The organism is Streptomyces sp. NPDC006925 (genome assembly GCF_042869575.1).
Taxonomy (GTDB): Bacteria; Actinomycetota; Actinomycetes; order Streptomycetales; family Streptomycetaceae; genus Streptomyces.
Genome location: NZ_JBIAGB010000028.1, coordinates 54,314 through 72,510, shown reverse-complemented (window position 1 = coordinate 72,510; position 18,197 = coordinate 54,314). Strand labels below are relative to the sequence as shown.

Below are 18,197 nucleotides of genomic sequence, written 5' to 3'. Positions count from 1 at the left end.
GCCATGGCTGCCCGTAAGACGTCCGCCAAGGACCGCCCCACCTACCGCTGCACCGAATGCGGCTGGCAGACCGCCAAGTGGCTCGGCCGCTGCCCCGAGTGCCACGCGTGGGGCACCGTCGAGGAGGTGGGCGGCACCCCGGCCGTACGGACCACCGCGCCCGGCCGGGTCTCGGCCTCGGCGCTGCCCATCGGCGAGGTGGACGGCAAGCAGGCCACCGCGCGCCCCACCGGCGTGCCCGAACTGGACCGGGTGCTGGGCGGCGGGCTGGTCCCCGGTGCCGTGGTGCTGCTGGCCGGTGAACCGGGCGTCGGCAAGTCGACGCTGCTGCTGGACGTCGCCGCCAAGGCCGCCTCCGGCGACCACCGCACGCTCTACGTGACCGGTGAGGAGTCCGCGGGCCAGGTGCGCCTGCGGGCCGACCGCATCGACGCGCTCGACGACGACCTGTATCTGACCGCCGAGACCGACCTGTCCGCGGTGCTCGGCCACCTGGACGAGGTCAAACCCTCGCTGCTGGTGCTGGACTCGGTGCAGACGGTGGCCTCCCCGGAGATCGACGGAGCACCCGGCGGCGTCGCCCAGGTGCGGGAGGTGGCAGGGGCGCTGATCCGCGCCTCCAAGGAGCGCGGCATGTCCACTCTGCTGGTCGGCCACGTCACCAAGGACGGCGCCATCGCCGGTCCGCGGCTGCTGGAGCACCTGGTGGACGTGGTGCTGCACTTCGAGGGCGACCGGCACGCGCGGCTGCGCCTGGTGCGCGGCGTCAAGAACCGGTACGGCACGACGGACGAGGTCGGCTGCTTCGAGCTGCACGACGAGGGGATCACGGGCCTGGCCGACCCCTCCGGGCTGTTCCTGACCCGGCGCGCCGAACCCGTCCCCGGCACCTGTCTGACGGTGACGCTGGAGGGCCGCCGCCCGCTGGTCGCGGAGGTGCAGGCGCTCACCGTCGACAGCCAGATCCCCTCCCCCCGCAGGACCACCTCCGGACTGGAGAACTCGCGCGTCTCGATGATGCTCGCGGTGCTGGAGCAGCGCGGCCGGATCAGCGCCCTCGGCAAACGGGACATCTACAGCGCGACGGTCGGCGGGGTGCGGCTCTCCGAGCCCGCTGCCGACCTCGCCGTGGCGCTCGCGCTGGCCAGCGCGGCCAGCGACACCCCGCTGCCGAAGAACCTGGTGGCGATCGGCGAGGTCGGCCTCGCCGGGGAGGTCCGCCGGGTGACCGGCATCCAGCGGCGGCTGTCGGAAGCCGCCCGGCTGGGCTTCACCCACGCGCTGGTGCCGGGCGACCCGGGCCGCGTCCCGGACGGGATGCGGGTGCTGGAGGTCGCCGACATCGGGGAGGCGCTGCGCGTGCTCCCGGCCCGCCCGGCCCGCACCGGCTGAGGCCCGGGCACCCGGCGGGGAGCGCACGCGGCGAGGGGTCCGCTCGACGCGCCGGTAGACTTTGCCCCGGTCTCGACCGACCACGAGCACCACGGGGGCTGTGCGCGGCACCACGAGGGGGCGGGTACGGCCCGCGCCCGGTGCGGTGGGTCCGGCGGTCGAGAGAATGCCGACAGGCACCCGCACGACCGAAGGAGTGCAGTGGCAGCCAACGACCGGGCAGCGGTCCCCGGCAGGGCCGAGGGGGCGTCCGGCCTGATGCGCGCCTCACTGAGCGCGGTCGCGCCCGGAACGGCGCTGCGCGACGGGCTGGAGCGTGTCCTGCGCGGCAACACCGGCGGGCTGATCGTCCTCGGCATGGACCGGAGCGTCGAGCACCTGTGCACCGGCGGCTTCGTCCTCGATGTGGACTTCAGCGCGACCCGGCTGCGCGAGCTGTGCAAGCTGGACGGCGCGCTCATCCTCGACAAGGACATCTCCAAGATCGTCCGCGCGGGTGTGCAGCTGGTCCCCGACGCGTCCATCGAGACGGAGGAGACCGGCACCCGGCACCGCACCGCGCAACGGGTCTCGATCCAGACGGGCTACCCGGTCGTCTCGGTCAGCCAGTCCATGCGGCTGATCGCCCTCTACGTCGACGGGCAGCGGCGCGTGCTGGAGGACTCGGCGGCGATCCTCTCCCGCGCCAACCAGGCCCTGGCCACCCTGGAGCGCTACAAACTGCGGCTGGACGAGGTCGCCGGGACGCTCTCCGCGCTGGAGATCGAGGACCTGGTCACGGTGCGGGACGTCACTGCCGTGGCGCAGCGGCTGGAGATGGTGCGCCGGATCGCGACGGAGATCGAGCAGTACGTCGTCGAGCTGGGCACCGACGGACGGCTGCTCTCGCTCCAGTTGGACGAGCTGATCGCGGGGGTGGAGCCGGAGCGCGAGCTGGTGGTCCGGGACTACGCGCCGCAGACGGTGGGCGCGGGCCGCCGGGTGCGCTCGGTACCCGACGCGCTCAGCGACCTGGACCGGCTCACCCACACCGAGCTGCTCGAACTGGCCACCGTGGCCCGGGCACTGGGCTACAGCGGCGCCCCGGAAACCCTCGACTCGGCCGTCTCGCCCCGCGGCTTCCGGCTGCTGGCCAAGGTGCCGCGGCTGCCGGGCACCGTCATCGACCGGCTGGTGGACCACTTCGGCGGGCTGCAGAAGCTGCTCGCGGCCAGCGTGGACGACCTCCAGGCGGTGGACGGGGTCGGGGAGGCGCGCGCCCGCTCGGTCCGCGAGGGCCTCTCGCGGCTGGCCGAGTCCTCGATCCTCGAACGGTACGTCTGACGGATCCCGCACCGCACCGGCGAACGGCCCCGGGGCGGCACGTGCGTCCCGTCGTCCCCTGATCCCGGGCCCCGGTCCCGGTCCCGGATGCGGTCGGCTGCGGAACGGCACCACGGCGGACGTCCCGCTACCGGTTCGCGAACGTCCCGCTGCCGGTTCGGGGGCCGGCTACTTCACCAGGGTGAAGGACGTGCGAACCGTCTTCTTGAGCCCCTTGACCTTCACCTCGACCTCGTAGGTGCCCGGCTTGGGCGCCTCGAAGGTGGGGGTGCCGCAGTTGGCGGCGCTGGCCTTGCGGAACCAGGTGAGAGTGTGCGTCGAGCTGCCGCCGCCCGGCACCAGCCGCGGCAGCGGTTTCCTGGTCGGAGGGCAGTCGTCGGAGGCCCAGAACTTGGCGTCCTCCGGATTGTTGATCGTCACGATCGTCGCGGTGCGGCCGAGGTCGATCCGGCAGTCGCTGTCCCGCTCGTTGGTGACCTTCAGCTCGAACCGGGGCTTCTCGTCCGGGCCGTACTTCTTCTTGACGCTGCGCAGCGCCACGGTCACCGCGCCGGGCCTACAAGCCGCCAGGTCCGGCGGAGCCGGCACACCCGCCGCTCCCCCGCCGCCGTTGCCGCCCGAGCCCGAGCCCGAACCGCCGGAGCCCGAACCCTCCGAGCCCGAACCGTCGTTGTCCGACGCGTCCGAGCCGTCTCCCGCGCCCCAGCCGGTGCCGCCCGCCGAGGACCGGTCCTCCTCGTCGGAGCCTCCGGAACCGCTCGACCCGTCGGAGCCGCCGTCCTCCTCGTCCCGGCCGCCGGGGCGCTCGCTGATCGCCGGGCCGGAGTCGGTGGGGCCCGGAGTGATGGTGCCGGCGGGGCCGTTGCCCTTGCCGTCGCCCTTGCCCTCGGTCCGGGACGGGTCGCCGCCGAACGAGGTGACCGCCCAGACGACGATCAGGACCAGCAGCGCCAGGACGGCAAAGGCAACTGCCCTCCGGCGCCAGTAGATGGAGGAGGGAAGCGGCCCGATCGGATTGCGCAGAGATCCCACGCGGAAACCTTACGAGACATCAGCCACACCACAGGACCACACCCACCGCTAGGAGTACCAATTGTTGTGATGAGCGGCAGCGGGCAGGCATCCGGATGGCGACCTGGCCCGCTTCACGCCGCTTTGCCGTCTTTTTTCCCATTGTTGGGATTAAACGCCGTAATAGGCTTGTGCGGCTTCTCCGGCCTTTGCGGCATCGCGCCCGAAACACGCCGGACACGCGGGCGGGAGCAGCGGACAGGCTTTCGTACCGCGTGTGCGTTTTTCGGATGAGGGACGCCGTGCCAGGATCGGTCGTGCCATGACTGCGACCACCGAGACTTCCCAAGCCGCTTCGGCCGGCGCCCCGTCAGCGCGCGCCGCGGAATCCGAAGCCGTCGACCCCGCCCTGCGCGAGACGGCGCGCGCCCTCCATGCCCCCGTCGTCGACTGGTTCGCCACACACGCCCGCGACCTCCCCTGGCGCCGCCCGGAAGCGGGCGCGTGGGGCGTCATGGTCAGCGAGTTCATGCTCCAGCAGACCCCCGTCAACCGCGTACTGCCGGTGTACGAGGAGTGGATGAAGCGCTGGCCGCGCCCCGCCGACCTGGCCGCCGAGGCGCCCGGCGAAGCCGTACGCGCCTGGGGCCGGCTCGGCTACCCGCGCCGTGCGCTGCGGCTGCACGGCGCCGCCAAGGCCATAGCGGAACGGCACGGCGGAGAGGTCCCCGTCGAGCATGCCCAGTTGCTGGCGCTGCCGGGCGTGGGCGAGTACACGGCGGCCGCCGTGGTGTCGTTCGCGTACGGCAAGCGGCATGCGGTGCTCGACACCAATGTGCGCCGGGTCTTCGCGCGCGCCGTCAGCGGCCGCCAGTACCCGCCCAACGCGACGACCGCGGCCGAACGGAAGCTCGCCCGGGCACTGTTGCCCGAAGACGACGAGACGGCCTCGCGATGGGCGGCGGCCACCATGGAGCTGGGCGCGCTGGTGTGCACGGCACGCAGCCCCGAGTGCGGTCGCTGCCCGATCGCCGCGCAGTGCGCCTGGCAGCGCGCGGGTGCCCCCGCCCACCAGGGGCCCGCCCGGCGCACCCAGGCGTACGCCGGGACCGACCGGCAGGTGCGCGGACGGCTGCTGGCGGTGCTGCGGGCCGCCAAGGAGCCGGTGCCGCAGTCGGATCTCGACCGCATCTGGCACGAGCCGGTCCAGCGCGCACGGGCGCTGGACGGACTGGTGGCCGACGGGTTGGTCGAGCCGCTGGACGGGAAGCGCTACCGCCTGCCGCTCACCTGACCGGCTGGCCCGAGCCGACCCGGCCTGGCCCGACCTGGCCCGACCTGGCCCGACCTGGCCCGACCTGGCCCGACCTGGCCGACGAGGGTGGGCCGAGCCGCCCGAGGCGACCCCGGGCTCCACCCGACCCGCGGGGACACCGTCACGACGCCGCCCCCGCGGGTCGGGCTCCTGCGCGGGGGCGGGCGGCGGAGTGCGGGGGCGGGCGGGCGAGAGCGCCGCCCCGGCTCCTACTTCTGGGCCTCCGCGTCCTTGAGCGGGACCTCCTTGATGAACCACGCGGCCACGAAGGTGAGCAGCGCGACTCCGGTGGCCAGCAGGAAGACCCCGTGGGTGCCCCCGGCGACCGCGTGCTCGTACGCCTCCCGCACCTGGGCCGGGAGCTTCTCCAGCGAGGCTGCGTCGAGCTGGGGGCCGGTGTCGGCGAGCTGCTTCCCGCCGCCGGACCCTCCGGAGGCCGCGGCGCTCTCCCGCATGGAGTCCTCGACCCTACGGGCGAAGACCGTGCCCATCAGGGCCACGCCGAAGGAGCCCCCGATGGTGCGGAAGAGCGTCGTCGTCGAGGAGGCGACGCCCATGTCCTTGAGTTCGACGCTGTTCTGCGCGATGAGCATCGTGAGCTGCATCAGGAAGCCCATGCCCGCGCCGAGCACCGCCATGTAGAGGCCGGAGGTCAGCCTGCTGGTGCCGACGTCCATCTGCGCCAGCAGGAAGAGGCCGACCGGGATCAGCGCCCCGCCCATGATGGGGTACATGCGGTACCTGCCGGTCCGGGTGGTGGCCCGGCCGGTGACCACCGAGACGACCATCATCGGCAGCAGCACGGGGAGCAGCAGCAGCCCGGAGTTGGTGGCCGAGGCGCCCTGCACGCTCTGCTGGAAGAGCGGCAGGAAGGTCATCGAGCCGAACATCACGAAGCCGAGCACGAAGCCGATGAGGGCCATCAGCGAGAAGTTCCGGCTGTGGAAGACCCGCAGCGGGAGGATCGGCTCGGCGACCCGGCGCTCGACGAAGGGGAAGGCGGCCAGCGCGACCACGGCGAGCAGCGCGAGGCCGACGATGGTGGCCGAGTCCCAGTCGTACTCGGTGCCGCCCCAGCTCGTGACGAGCACGGCCGAGGTGATGCCGGCGGTCAGCAGCCCGGCGCCGAGGTAGTCGATCCGGCCCTTGGCGGGCTTCTTCGGCAGGTGCAGGACGGTGCCGACCATGGCGAGCGCGATGGCGCCCAGCGGCAGGTTGATGTAGAAGGCCCAGCGCCATCCGAGGTGGTCGGTGAGCGTCCCGCCGACGAGCGGGCCGCCGATCATGGCGAGGGACATCACCCCGGCCATCAGGCCCATGTACTTGCCGCGCTCGCGGGGCGGGATCAGATCGCCCATGATCGCCATGGCGCCGACCATGAGCCCGCCCGCGCCCAGGCCCTGCACGGCACGGAAGCCGATGAGCTGGCCCATCGTCTGGGCCGCGCCCGAGGCCATCGAGCCGATGAGGAAGAGCACGATCGAGGTGAGGAAGACGCCCTTGCGCCCGAACATGTCGCCGAGCTTGCCCCAGATCGGCGTCGAGGCCGCGGTGGTGAGGGTGTAGGCGGTGACGACCCAGGAGAGGTGTTCGAGGCCGCCGAGTTCGCCGACGATGGTGGGCATGGCCGTACCCACGATCATGTTGTCCAGCATGGCGAGCAGGACGGCGATCATCAGGGAGAGCAGGACCAGGCGCACGCTGCGCGGTTTGCGTCCTCCGGCCCCCGCGCCGGAGGCGGAGCCGGCGCCGTCGGCGCCCTCCGCGTCGGTGGCCGCTGCCGCGAGCGGGGCGGCTTCGGTCCCGGGGGCGGCGTCCTGGGTCGCCTCGGGAGTCGTCCCGGACGCGTCCTCGGCCGCCTTGGGGATTCCTTGGCCCGGACTCGGCCCTTCCTTGACCTGGAGATCCTCCGTTCCCCGTTTCGCCCCGTTTGTCGCGCTGCTCGCACTCATGCGCGGCCACTCCCTTTGCTCGCCACTTACTTGCCGCACGGCTAGTTCAGTACGATGGACAAAGTAGGGCGCCACTAGCCGGGCGTCAAGTAAGTTCCGAAGGGGCCGACATGAGCAGGGGAAACACCCGTCAGCGCATCCAGGACATCGCCCTGGAGCTGTTCGCTGAGCGCGGTTACGAGAAGACCTCGCTCAGGGAGATCGCCGAGCAGCTCGGGGTCACCAAGGCCGCGCTCTACTACCACTTCAAGACCAAGGAGGACCTGGTCACCAGCCTCTTCGAGGACCTGGTACTGGGCCCGGCCGACGAGGTGATCGCCTGGGCCGAGGCGCGGCAGCCGACCACTCTGGAGACGAAGCTGGAGATCCTCAACCGCTACAGCGAGTGCATCAGCAAGGCCACCCCCCTCGTCCGGTTCATCCACGAGAACCAGGCCGCGCTGCGCGAGCTGTCCGTGGGCGAGCAGATGAAGGCGCGTATGTTCACCCTGCTGAAGCTGATCAGGGACGAGGACGCCGCCCTGACCGACCAGGTGCGCTGCAGCTCGGCCCTGTTCACCATGCACTCGTCGCTCTTCACGCTGGAGAGTTCCGGCGCGGGCATCGAGGAGAAGCGCCAGGCCGCCCTGGAGGTCGCCCGGGAGCTGGTCACCTCGGCCCACCACCACGGTCCGGCGCCGCGGCCCGACACGGAGACGAGCAGCGCCCGTCACGGATGACGGGCGCTGCTGCCGACTCCGGCACGTCCCCTGGGCCGGAGCGTCCTGGGGCGGCGCGGGCCGCACGGCACCGACCGGGGGTCGGGCAGCGGGCCGCGCCACGGGAGGCGAGGGTCAGAAGGTGACGCCGACCGCCCGCATGGCCGCCACCGGGTCGACCGCCGTGCCGTAGTTCGGACCCTTGCGGACCTCGAAGTGCAGGTGCGGCCCCGAGGAGTTCCCGGTGTTGCCGGACTTGGCTATGTTCTGTCCGGTCTTGATCTGCTGACCGGGCTTGACGTCGATCTGCGACAGGTGCGCGTACTGCGAGTACGCACCGTTGTCGTGCCGGATCACGATGGCGTTGCCGTACGCCGGGCCGTCACCGGCCCCGTTCGGCCCCGCCTTGACGACGGTGCCCTTGTGCACGGCCTTGACCGGGGTGCCGACGCCCACGGCGAAGTCCTGGCCGGAGTGGTTGTGCGCCCAGCGGCCGCCCGCCTTGCCGTAGGAGGCGCTCAGCTCGTACTCGCCGCCGACCGGCTTGATCCAGGACGCCTGCAGGCGCTCGGCGTCCCGGGCCGCCTTCTGGGCCGCGCGCTTCTTCGCCTCGGCCGCGCGCTTCTTCGCCTCGGCGGCGCGCTTCTCGGCCTTCTCGGCGGCCGCGACGGCCTTGCGATGCGCGTCGGCCTGCTGCTGCGTGGACTTCGCGAGGCTGCTCGCCGTGCCGGTCGCGAAGATGTCGTGCTGGGCCGTGTTCGCCTCGGCCTTCGCGGCCGCCAGCGCCGTGCCGGCCCCCAGGGCCATCGACGCGCCCATTCCGACGGCCAGCGCCGTCGTGTAGGTACGGGCGCGGTTGGTGGTCCTCGACATCGCCATAGGGGTGCTACCTCCGGAAGGGGGTTCGTGGAGTGCGCCTCGAAGCGGACGCGCCCCCTTGGTAACCCGCCCGAAAAGGGACATCAAGGACCTCATCTACTAAACAGCCCCGTAGCAGGATGAGAGACCCAGGTCACTCCGCGGCGCCGCACCGGGTCCCGCGCACCTGCCGGGCCCGCACGGCGGCTCCCGGCCTCCTAACCGGCCTCGTAGCCCCGTCCGGCCCTGTGCCGCACCTCACGGCGGCCCCGCGCCGGACGTGGCCGGGCTCATATGGCCCCGCTCACTCGGGAGGCCCCGGCGATGCGAGGGGGCCGTCATCGACGCGGCGCACGGGTCCCTCTACGCTTGCTCGCCGTACGCGGCTCCGTACTGCGGGGAGTCGAGCGCCGAACGGGGGGGTCGGGGATGGACGCGGGGGTCATCGGGCTGCGCATCGCCTCCAGCGTGCTGGCACCGCTGGTCAAGCGGCTGTTCACCGCGGAGAGCGCGGGCGCCGGGCTGGTGGACCGGCCGGTACGCGTCTCGCGGCTGGTCTCCTTCACGGGCGAGCGCCGGGAGCTGGGCCGGCAGCAGCTGGAGAAGCTCGCCGGGGAACTGGTCGACCGGGCGGTACGGGACATCGGACCGCATGAGGCCCCCTCCCCCGGCGAGGCGGAGCGGGTCGCGGAGCGGCTCGCCGACACGCTGCACGCGCTCGGGGACATCGGCCTGAGCGACGTGGAGGCGGTCAGCCTCGGCCACACCGACTTCGCCCGCGCCCTGCACGCACAGGCCGCCATGCACGACCCGCAGCGGGACGCCGACCCCGCGGAGGAGGCGCTCTACCAGCGGGTGCTGGAGACGGCCTGCCTGCACATCCTGCACTTCCTCACCCAGCGCTCCACCTTCGTGGCCCGCACCCTGGTCGAGCAGAGCCGCAGGCTCGGGGACCTGGTCACCCTCATCGACGTCCTGATCGAGCGCGTCCCCTCCCAGTCCGCGCAGGACGCCGGGTTCGAGCAGCAGTACGCCCGCTACGTCGCCAACCGGCACCGCACCCTCACCATCTACGGCATCGACGTCCAGCAGGCCAGCGAGTGGCCGCTGGACACCGCCTATCTGAGCCTGGAGGCGACGGCCGACGGGCCGGGTACCGGCGCGTTCGACGACCTGGAGGGCATGGCAGCGGCCTCCGCCACTGCCGAGGCACACCCCGCCGACCAGGCGCTTGCCGGACACCGGCGGGTGCTGCTGCGCGGTGTGGCGGGCTCCGGGAAGACCACCCTCGTCCAGTGGCTCGCCGTCACCACCGCACGCCAGTCCGAGCTGACCGGACGACACGCCCACCTGATCGGCCGGGTGCCCTTCGTCCTGCCGCTGCGCACTCTGACGCGTGGTACGGCGGCGCTGCCGACACCCGCCGACTTCCTGTCCGGCGTCGGCTGCCCGCTGGCCGGAGCACAGCCGCACGCCTGGGCCGACCGCGTGCTGGCGGCCGGGCGCGGGGTGCTGCTGATCGACGGCATCGACGAGGTACCGGAGCAGGAGCGCGACCGCGCCCACGCCTGGCTGCGCGACCTGACGATCGCGTACCCGGACAACCTCGTCCTGGTGACCTCGCGCCCCTCCGCCGTACGGGAGGACTGGCTGGGCCGGGAGGATTTCAGCGAACTCTCCCTCTCCCCCATGCGCCCCGCCGACGTCGGCCTGTTCATCGGCCGCTGGCACGCGGCGGCGGAGGCGGACGAGGAACTGGCGGCCGCGTTGCGTGCGGCCGTACGCACCCGCTCCGACCTGTCCCTGCTGGCCACCAACCCCCTGATGTGCGGTCTGATCTGCGCCCTCCACCGGGAACGGCACGGCTTCCTGCCCCGGGGCCGCAAGGCCCTCTACGACGCCGCGCTGGCAATGCTGCTGGAGCGGCGCGACCGGGAGCGCGCCGTCTACGCCGCACATCCGGCCGGCGTCGAACTGGACGAGGCGTCCCAGGTGGAGCTTCTGCAGAAGCTCGCCTACTGGCTGATTCGCAACGGCCGCTCCGAGATGGCGCAGAGCGACGCGGTCGGCCTGGTGGAGCGGATGCTGCCGGCCATGCCGTACGTCGCCGACCAGGGCTCGGCGACGGCGATCTTCCGCTTTCTGCTCGTGCGCTCCGGCCTGCTGCGCGAGCCGGGGCCCGGGGCCGTGGATTTCGTCCACCGGACCTTCCAGGACTATCTGGGAGCCAAGGCTGCCGTGGAGGAGCGCGACTTCGGCGTACTGGTGCAGAACGCGCACCTGGACCAGTGGGAGGACGTGCTGCGGATGGCCGTCGCGCACGCCCGCCCCGACGAGCGGGCCCGCCTGTTGCGGGGCCTGGTCGAGCGGGGGGACACGGAGCCGGAGTGGCGGACCCGGTTGCACCTGCTGGCGACGGCGTGCCTGGAACACGCCACGAAGCTGGACCCGGCCGTGCGGGGCGAGGTGGAAGAGCGCGCCAGGGAACTGATTCCGCCGCAGAGCGTCGACGAGGCGAAGAAGCTCGCCGAGGTCGGCCCGGTGGTGCTCGAGCTGCTGCCGGGACCGGAGAGTCTGAAGGCTCACGAAGCCCAGGCCGTGGCCCACACCGCGGCCCAACTCGGCACCGACGCCGCGCTCGCACTCCTGACCCGGTTCCGTGACCACCCGTCCTCCGCCGTGCTGCATCAGCTGGCCGGCCACTGGGACCGTTTCGACGCGGACGCCTACGCGCAGCAGATCATCGCCCACCTTCCCGACCGGCCCGAGGTACAGGTCACGGCGAGCACGCCACAGCATCTGGCGTGGCTGCGCAGGCTGGGCGAGCGGACGAACTCACGCGTCCGTGGCGAGTTCTCCGTCGACGACATCATCCAGGCCCATGGCTCGGGCACGGAGCTGGTCGAGCTCACCCTCGCGCGCAACCCCGCACTGAGCCGGCTGGACTTCGTCCAGTCCTTCCCGCACCTGCGCACGCTCCACCTCCGTGAATGCCCGGTGGCGGACCTCGCTCCGCTGGCCGCGCTGCCCCTGGAAGTCCTGTACTTGTGGGACGTGCAGTCGCTCGCGCAGCTGGAGGGGATCGAGGCGCTCACCGGCCTCCGCCAGCTGTGTCTGCGGGAGAGCACCCCTTGGCCGGGCGTCTCCCACATCGCTCATCTCTCCGAGCTGACCACGCTGCTCCTCCCGGAGGACGCGGAGACGTTCACCGGGATATCCCGCCTCCGCGGTCTCAAGACGCTGAACGTCTTCATGACCGCGCATCCACTGCCGCCCGAGGACTGGTCCGAACTCGCCGAACTGCCCGGGTTCGAAGAGCTCACCTGCGAGCCGCACCACCTGGACAACATCAGTTGGAGCCGGACTCCACTGCCGCAGGTGACACAGATGCAGGTGGTCAGCAATGTCCCGTTCGACCTGGGCGTGCTGCCCGAGTGCTTCCCCGGCCTGCGCAGGCTCCAGCTGACACAGGCGCGTGCGTCCCTCGACCTCGCACCGCTGGCAGCACTCTCCCGACTCGAAGAGGTGACGCTGGTCCTCCCCGAGAACCCAGCGATCGCCCACCACCTCCCCTCGCACATCGAGGTCACCACCATCCCCGACCCCCGGCGGAGGCGGGCCCAACCCTGACGCAAACGCAGGGTGACCGGCACCACACGGACGGCCTACGCTGGTTCTCAACCAGTCAACAGACGACCACCAGAAACCGATCCGGGAACCGCCACCTCGCCCCTCACCCCACACCACACCCACACCCGCCCCGCACCGCCCCCGTCAGGGAGCCCTCATCCATGGACCCAGCAGTCCGACTCGCCTCGTCCGTCGCCGACCCTCTCGTGTGTCAGCTTCTGCTCCCCGTGGAGGCCACCCCAGACCAGGCCCAGTCCGAGGGGGAGCTGCTGGCGCGGCTCGTCTCCTTCCGCGGGGAGAACCCGCCGCTGTCCTACGAGGCGCTGCTCTCACTCGCCCGGGAACTGGTGGGCCTCGCCGCACCCGCCCACCGGCTGCCGCACCTGGACGAGGGGCCCGTCGCCGCGATACTCGCCCGCACCCTGTGGATCATCGGAGAGCTCGACACCACCGATGAGCAGGCGGTCCGGCTGGGGCCGCAGGACTTCGCCCGCAAGCTGCGCTCCGCGCTCCCGGGCGCCGACCGCGAACTGTCCACGGACGCGGCCTGGTTCCACGACCGGCTCCTGGTCACCGTCTGCCTGCACCTGCTGCACCACCTCATCCGCCGCTCCCCCGTCCTCTCCGACCGCATGCCGGAACGCGCCCACCGCATCCGCCAGCTGATCGACCTGAACGATGTGGAGGCCGTACGGGGCCGACCGGAGCCCTCCGCCGTGGACGCCGAGTTCGAGGCCCGCTACGCCCGTTCCATTGCCGAGCAGTACAACCGGGTGACCATCTACGGCATAGATCTGCCCAACCCCAACACCCCGGACAACTGGTCGCTGGACGCCACCTACCTCAGCCTCAGCGCCGAGTTCGACAACCCGGACCGGCGCGAGGAGGACGGGGGCAGCGGCGAACCGGTGCTCCCCGCCGACCGCGCGCTGGGCGGCCACGAGCGGGTGCTGCTGCGCGGTGTGGCCGGATCGGGCAAGACAACGCTCGTGCAGTGGCTGGCCGTCTCCGCGGCCCGCGACGTGCTGCCGCCCGAACTGGCCTCGCTGCGCGGCCGGATCCCGCTGGTGCTGCCGGTGCGCCGGTTCGCGCGCGAGGGATTCCCCTCCCCGGAGGACTTCCTGCGGGCCGTGCGCCATCCGCTGGCCGACGAGGCGCCCGACGGCTGGGTGGCCCGGGTCCTCACCGAGGAGCGGGGGCTGCTGTTGGTCGACGGCATCGACGAGGTGCCCGAGTCCGAGCGGGCAGCGCTGCGGCACCAGCTGCGCCGCCTGATGCGGATCTACTCGGGAAACTTCTGCCTGGTGACCGCGCGCCCCTCGGCCGTGGAGGCGAACTGGCTGGCCGACGAGGGCTTCGACGAACTGGCGCTGGCGCCCATGAGCCGCGACCAGGTGGCCTCCTTCATCACCGCCTGGCACACGGCGGCCGCCGACGACGAGGGCAAGGACCACCAGCGGCTGGCCGACTACCGCGACCAGCTCCTCTCCTCCATCCCGCTCTACCGCGAACTGCGCGGCCTGGCGACCAACCCGCTGATGTGCGGGCTGATCTGCGCCCTCAACCGGGACCGGTCCGGCTCGCTGCCGCAGGGGCGCAAGGAGCTGTACGAGGCCGCGATGGAGATGCTCCTGCAGCGCCGCGACCCCGAGCGCCGCGTCCTGTACGCCGACGCCGTGAAACTGCGGCGCGGCGCCCGCGAACGGCTGCTGCGCAAGCTCGCCTACCGGATGCTGGTCGCCCGACGGGCCGAACTGACCATGGAGGAGGCGCTGGAGGAGATCGCCCGGCAGCTCCCCGCCATCCCCTCCACCTCCGGCCAGGGGCAGCCAGAGGACATCTTCAACCACCTGCTGCTGCGTACCGGGCTGCTGCGCGAACAGTCCGACCACTCGGTCGAGTTCGTGCACCGCACCGTGCAGGACTACCTCGCCGCCAAGGAGTCCGTCGAGCAGGGCGCCTTCGACATGCTGCTCGACCACGCGCACGAGACCGAGTGGGAGGAGGTCATCCGGATGGCCGTCGCGCACTCCCGCCCCGCCGAGTGCGCACGGCTGCTGGGCGGGCTGCTGGCGCCCGGCCGCAAGGGCATGCAGCGCAACCGGCGGCGGCTGCTGGCGGCCGCCTGCCTGGAGCATGTGACGGAGCTGGACCCGGAGACCCACGCCCGTATCCGCCGCGAGACCCGCAACATGGTGCGGCCCACCACCCTGGAGGGCGCCCGCAGTCTGGGATGGGTGGGGCCCATCGTGCTGGAGATGCTGCCGGACCCCGGCACCGTTCCCGACCGGGAGGCGCACCGGCTCGCCGTGACCACCACCCGGATCAACGACGACGCGGCCATCCACTACCTCGCCCAGCTGCGGAACCGCGCTTCGCTGGAGCTGCGCGCCGAGCTGGCCCGCGGCTGGCGGAACTTCGACACCGACCGGTACGCCGAGGAGATCATCGCGCACCTCGACCCGGAGGGGTTGTACTTCCCGGTCTCCGACCGCTTCGAGCTGGCGGCGCTGCGGAAGCTGGGCGGGCGGGCGCGGGTGCAGATCGTCGGGCCGCTCACCCCCGACGAGCTGCTGGAGGGGCTCGCCCACGAGCAGCTCACCCATCTGTGGCTCGCCTACGACCTGGGCGTGCCGATGGGGTGGCTCGCGGCCTTCCCGCACCTGACGACCCTCCGCGTCAATCCGCGGCTGCCCCGGGTCAGCGGGGTGCCCGACGGGATCCGCATCCTGTCCTGAGGGGCTTGGGGCCCTGGGGGGCTTGGGGCCCTGGGGGGCCTGGGGCCTTAGCGGTCCTGAGCGCCCCGCCGGCGGACGGCCCGAACACCGGGCCGCGCCGGGCCGGGCCGGGCCGGAAACACCGGTGGGGACCGACCCATGACAGGTCGGTCCCCACTCGGATGTTCCGGCGTGCTAGCCCTGCGGCGTCACGCCTCCTTGCTGAGGTTGGGTCCGCCGCCCGCGGCGGACTCCACCGGAGGAGCGTCCGGCAGTGCGGACTTCTCCTCGCCGCGGAAGGTGAAGGTCTTCCCCTCGCCCTCGCCCTCGGTGTCCACGACCACGATGTGACCGGGCCGCAGCTCGCCGAAGAGGATCTTCTCCGACAGGATGTCCTCGATCTGGCGCTGGATCGTCCGGCGCAGCGGCCGGGCGCCCATCACCGGGTCGTAGCCCTTCTCGGCGAGCAGCTCCTTGGCCTCGGTGCTCAGCTCGATGCCCATGTCGCGGTCCTTCAGCCGCTCGTCCACCTGCGAGATCATCAGGTCGACGATGCGGATGATGTCGTCCTGCGTGAGCTGGTGGAAGACGACGGTGTCGTCGACACGGTTGAGGAACTCCGGCCGGAAGTGCTGCTTGAGCTCGTCGTTGACCTTCGCCTTCATCCGCTCGTATCCCGCGCGGACGTCGCCCTGGGCGGTGAAGCCGAGGTTGAAGCCCTTGGAGATGTCCCGGGTGCCGAGGTTGGTCGTCATGATGATGACCGTGTTCTTGAAGTCCACGACCCGGCCCTGGGAGTCGGTCAGCCGACCGTCCTCCAGGATCTGCAGCAGCGAGTTGAAGATGTCCGGGTGGGCCTTCTCGACCTCGTCGAAAAGGACCACGGAGAACGGCTTGCGGCGCACCTTCTCGGTGAGCTGGCCGCCCTCCTCGTAGCCGACGTAGCCGGGCGGGGAGCCGAAGAGCCGCGAGACGGTGTGCTTCTCGCCGAACTCCGACATGTCGAGGGAGATCAGCGCCTCCTCGTCCCCGAACAGGAACTCGGCCAGCGTCTTGGACAGCTCCGTCTTACCCACGCCGGAGGGACCGGCGAAGATGAACGAGCCACCGGGGCGCTTGGGGTCCTTCAGGCCCGCACGGGTGCGCCGGATCGCCTGGGAGAGCGCCTTGATGGCGTCTTCCTGGCCGATGACGCGCTTGTGCAGCTCGTCCTCCATGCGCAGGAGCCGGCTGGACTCCTCCTCGGTGAGCTTGAAGACCGGGATGCCGGTGGCCGTGGCCAGGACCTCGGCGATCAGCTCCTCGTCCACCTCGGCGACGACGTCCATGTCGCCGGCCTTCCACTCCTTCTCCCGCTTGGCCTTCTCGGCCAGCAGCTGCTTCTCCGTGTCACGGAGGGAGGCGGCCTTCTCGAAGTCCTGCGAGTCGATCGCGGACTCCTTGTCCCGGCGCACGTTCGCGATCTTCTCGTCGAACTCGCGCAGGTCCGGCGGAGCGGTCATCCGGCGGATGCGCATCCGGGAGCCCGCCTCGTCGATCAGGTCGATCGCCTTGTCGGGCAGGTAGCGGTCCGAGATGTAGCGGTCGGCGAGGGTGGCCGCACCGACCAGGGCTGCGTCGGTGATCGAGACGCGGTGGTGCGCCTCGTACCGGTCGCGCAGGCCCTTGAGGATCTCGATGGTGTGCGGCAGCGACGGCTCCGCGACCTGGATGGGCTGGAAGCGGCGCTCGAGGGCGGCGTCCTTCTCCAGGTACTTGCGGTACTCGTCCAGCGTGGTGGCACCGATGGTCTGCAGCTCGCCGCGGGCCAGCATCGGCTTGAGGATGCTCGCCGCGTCGATGGCGCCCTCGGCGGCGCCCGCGCCGACCAGGGTGTGCAGCTCGTCGATGAACAGGATGATGTCGCCGCGCGTACGGATCTCCTTGAGCACCTTCTTCAGGCGCTCCTCGAAGTCGCCCCGGTAGCGGGAGCCGGCGACCAGCGCGCCCAGGTCGAGGGTGTAGAGGTGCTTGTCCTTGAGGGTCTCGGGCACCTCGCCCTTGACGATGGCCTGCGCCAGCCCCTCGACGACGGCGGTCTTGCCGACGCCGGGCTCACCGATGAGCACGGGGTTGTTCTTCGTACGGCGGGACAGGACCTGCATGACCCGCTCGATCTCCTTCTCGCGCCCGATGACCGGGTCGAGCTTGGACTCGCGGGCGGCCTGCGTGAGATTGCGGCCGAACTGGTCCAGCACCAGCGAGGTGGACGGCGTGCCCTCGGCGGGTCCGCCGGCCGTGGCGGCTTCCTTGCCACCGGAGTAACCGGACAGGAGCTGGATCACCTGCTGGCGCACCCTGTTCAGGTCGGCGCCCAGCTTGACGAGAACCTGGGCTGCGACACCCTCGCCCTCGCGGATCAGCCCCAGCAGGATGTGCTCGGTACCGATGTAGTTGTGGCCGAGCTGAAGGGCTTCGCGGAGCGACAGCTCCAGCACCTTCTTGGCACGAGGAGTGAAGGGGATGTGGCCGGACGGCGCCTGCTGGCCCTGTCCGATGATCTCCTCCACCTGCTGGCGGACAGCCTCAAGCGAGATCCCGAGGCTCTCCAGTGCCTTAGCGGCGACACCCTCACCCTCGTGGATCAGGCCCAGAAGGATGTGCTCGGTGCCGATGTAGTTGTGGTTGAGCATCCGGGCTTCTTCCTGAGCCAGGACGACAACCCGCCGCGCGCGGTCGGTGAACCTCTCGAACATCGTTAATCGCTCCTCAGAGCGGTCAGGCAGTGAGGGGACGCTCCCCTCGCTGTCCTTCCGCAGCTTAGTCCCGCAACGGGGGACCGCTCATTCCAACTGCCGACTGCGGCCCGGTCGACCCGGTCGATCATGCGCCTCCTGCCCGGACAGCCGACACCAGTTCCAACCCGATGGTGCGAGACGATGTTCCCGCAGGCCAGGCGTATTCACCTGGATCCACTACGCCGAAGGCGAACACCTCCGCACCGGCACCCTGGCCGTGCGGTGGCACCTGTCACTCAGCACCCCCGATCCGCCGCCGCCACCTGGGGCTTCCTGGCTGTCAGAGCCTTCTTACCCGCTCGGTGTGACAGTCCATGCGGCTTCCGTCGGATACGGCACCCCGCATCCGCTGAGGGCGAACAGGCGGGTGCCCTTTCCGTGGACACCGTAGGAGCGGGCACACCGAGTGACGCGGCACAGCAGCGCGTGACAGGACCGGTGCGCGACGGGACCCGCCGACCGGCGGTCGGCCGGCCCCTGGGGAGGCCGCCGCGAGGGGGCCTCCCGAACCGGGACGGCCATCG

The 18,197-nt window shown here is 71.6% G+C and carries 10 protein-coding genes; 6 read left to right on the top strand and 4 right to left on the bottom strand.

All coding sequences use genetic code 11. The annotated features are described in order from the left end of the window. Positions 1-3 precede the first annotated feature (3 nt). Both radA and disA read left to right on the top strand, forming a co-directional pair. The gene (gene radA / locus ACFYNS_RS27755) at positions 4-1,392 is read left to right on the top strand and encodes a DNA repair protein RadA (protein WP_388605551.1); all 1,389 of its coding nucleotides are present in this window, start codon (positions 4-6) and stop codon (positions 1,390-1,392) included. A 201-nt stretch (positions 1,393-1,593) separates the two neighbouring features. Then, the gene (gene disA, locus ACFYNS_RS27750; protein WP_360298960.1) at positions 1,594-2,715 is read left to right on the top strand and encodes a DNA integrity scanning diadenylate cyclase DisA; all 1,122 of its coding nucleotides are present in this window, start codon (positions 1,594-1,596) and stop codon (positions 2,713-2,715) included. A gap of 168 nt (positions 2,716-2,883) precedes the next feature. Here the strand turns inward: disA and ACFYNS_RS27745 are convergent, their stop codons facing one another. Then, complete coding sequence (locus ACFYNS_RS27745; RefSeq protein ID WP_360298963.1) at positions 2,884-3,747, bottom strand: hypothetical protein; 864 nt, start codon at positions 3,745-3,747, stop codon at positions 2,884-2,886. A 301-nt stretch (positions 3,748-4,048) separates the two neighbouring features. On the opposite strand from ACFYNS_RS27745, the gene ACFYNS_RS27740 reads away from it, so the two are divergent. Then, a complete protein-coding gene (locus ACFYNS_RS27740) occupies positions 4,049-5,020 on the top strand; it encodes an A/G-specific adenine glycosylase (RefSeq protein WP_075002867.1) in 972 nt (323 codons plus the stop codon). A gap of 230 nt (positions 5,021-5,250) precedes the next feature. Here ACFYNS_RS27740 and ACFYNS_RS27735 read toward each other — a convergent pair whose 3' ends face one another. After that, entirely contained in the window at positions 5,251-6,993 is a 1,743-nt protein-coding gene (locus ACFYNS_RS27735) for an MDR family MFS transporter (RefSeq protein ID WP_388605550.1), read from the bottom strand. Between the two features lie 110 nt (positions 6,994-7,103). On the opposite strand from ACFYNS_RS27735, the gene ACFYNS_RS27730 reads away from it, so the two are divergent. Continuing rightward, positions 7,104-7,712 carry a TetR/AcrR family transcriptional regulator gene (locus ACFYNS_RS27730; protein ID WP_360298969.1) on the top strand — a complete coding sequence of 203 codons (609 nt, stop codon included), beginning with the start codon at positions 7,104-7,106 and terminating at the stop codon, positions 7,710-7,712. Positions 7,713-7,826: 114 nt separating this feature from the next. Here the strand turns inward: ACFYNS_RS27730 and ACFYNS_RS27725 are convergent, their stop codons facing one another. Further along, complete coding sequence (locus ACFYNS_RS27725) at positions 7,827-8,564, bottom strand: M23 family metallopeptidase (protein WP_388605566.1); 738 nt, start codon at positions 8,562-8,564, stop codon at positions 7,827-7,829. A gap of 414 nt (positions 8,565-8,978) precedes the next feature. Between ACFYNS_RS27725 and ACFYNS_RS27720 the strand changes: the two genes are divergently transcribed. Beyond that, the gene (locus ACFYNS_RS27720; RefSeq protein WP_388605549.1) at positions 8,979-12,179 is read left to right on the top strand and encodes an NACHT domain-containing protein; all 3,201 of its coding nucleotides are present in this window, start codon (positions 8,979-8,981) and stop codon (positions 12,177-12,179) included. Positions 12,180-12,340: 161 nt separating this feature from the next. Further along, positions 12,341-14,917 carry an NACHT domain-containing protein gene (locus ACFYNS_RS27715; RefSeq protein WP_360300946.1) on the top strand — a complete coding sequence of 859 codons (2,577 nt, stop codon included), beginning with the start codon at positions 12,341-12,343 and terminating at the stop codon, positions 14,915-14,917. Positions 14,918-15,105: 188 nt separating this feature from the next. Here the strand turns inward: ACFYNS_RS27715 and ACFYNS_RS27710 are convergent, their stop codons facing one another. Beyond that, positions 15,106-17,631: an ATP-dependent Clp protease ATP-binding subunit gene (locus ACFYNS_RS27710; RefSeq protein WP_276478461.1), complete on the bottom strand. Its 2,526-nt coding sequence runs from the start codon at positions 17,629-17,631 to the stop codon at positions 15,106-15,108. Between the last annotated feature and the right edge of the window lie 566 nt (positions 17,632-18,197).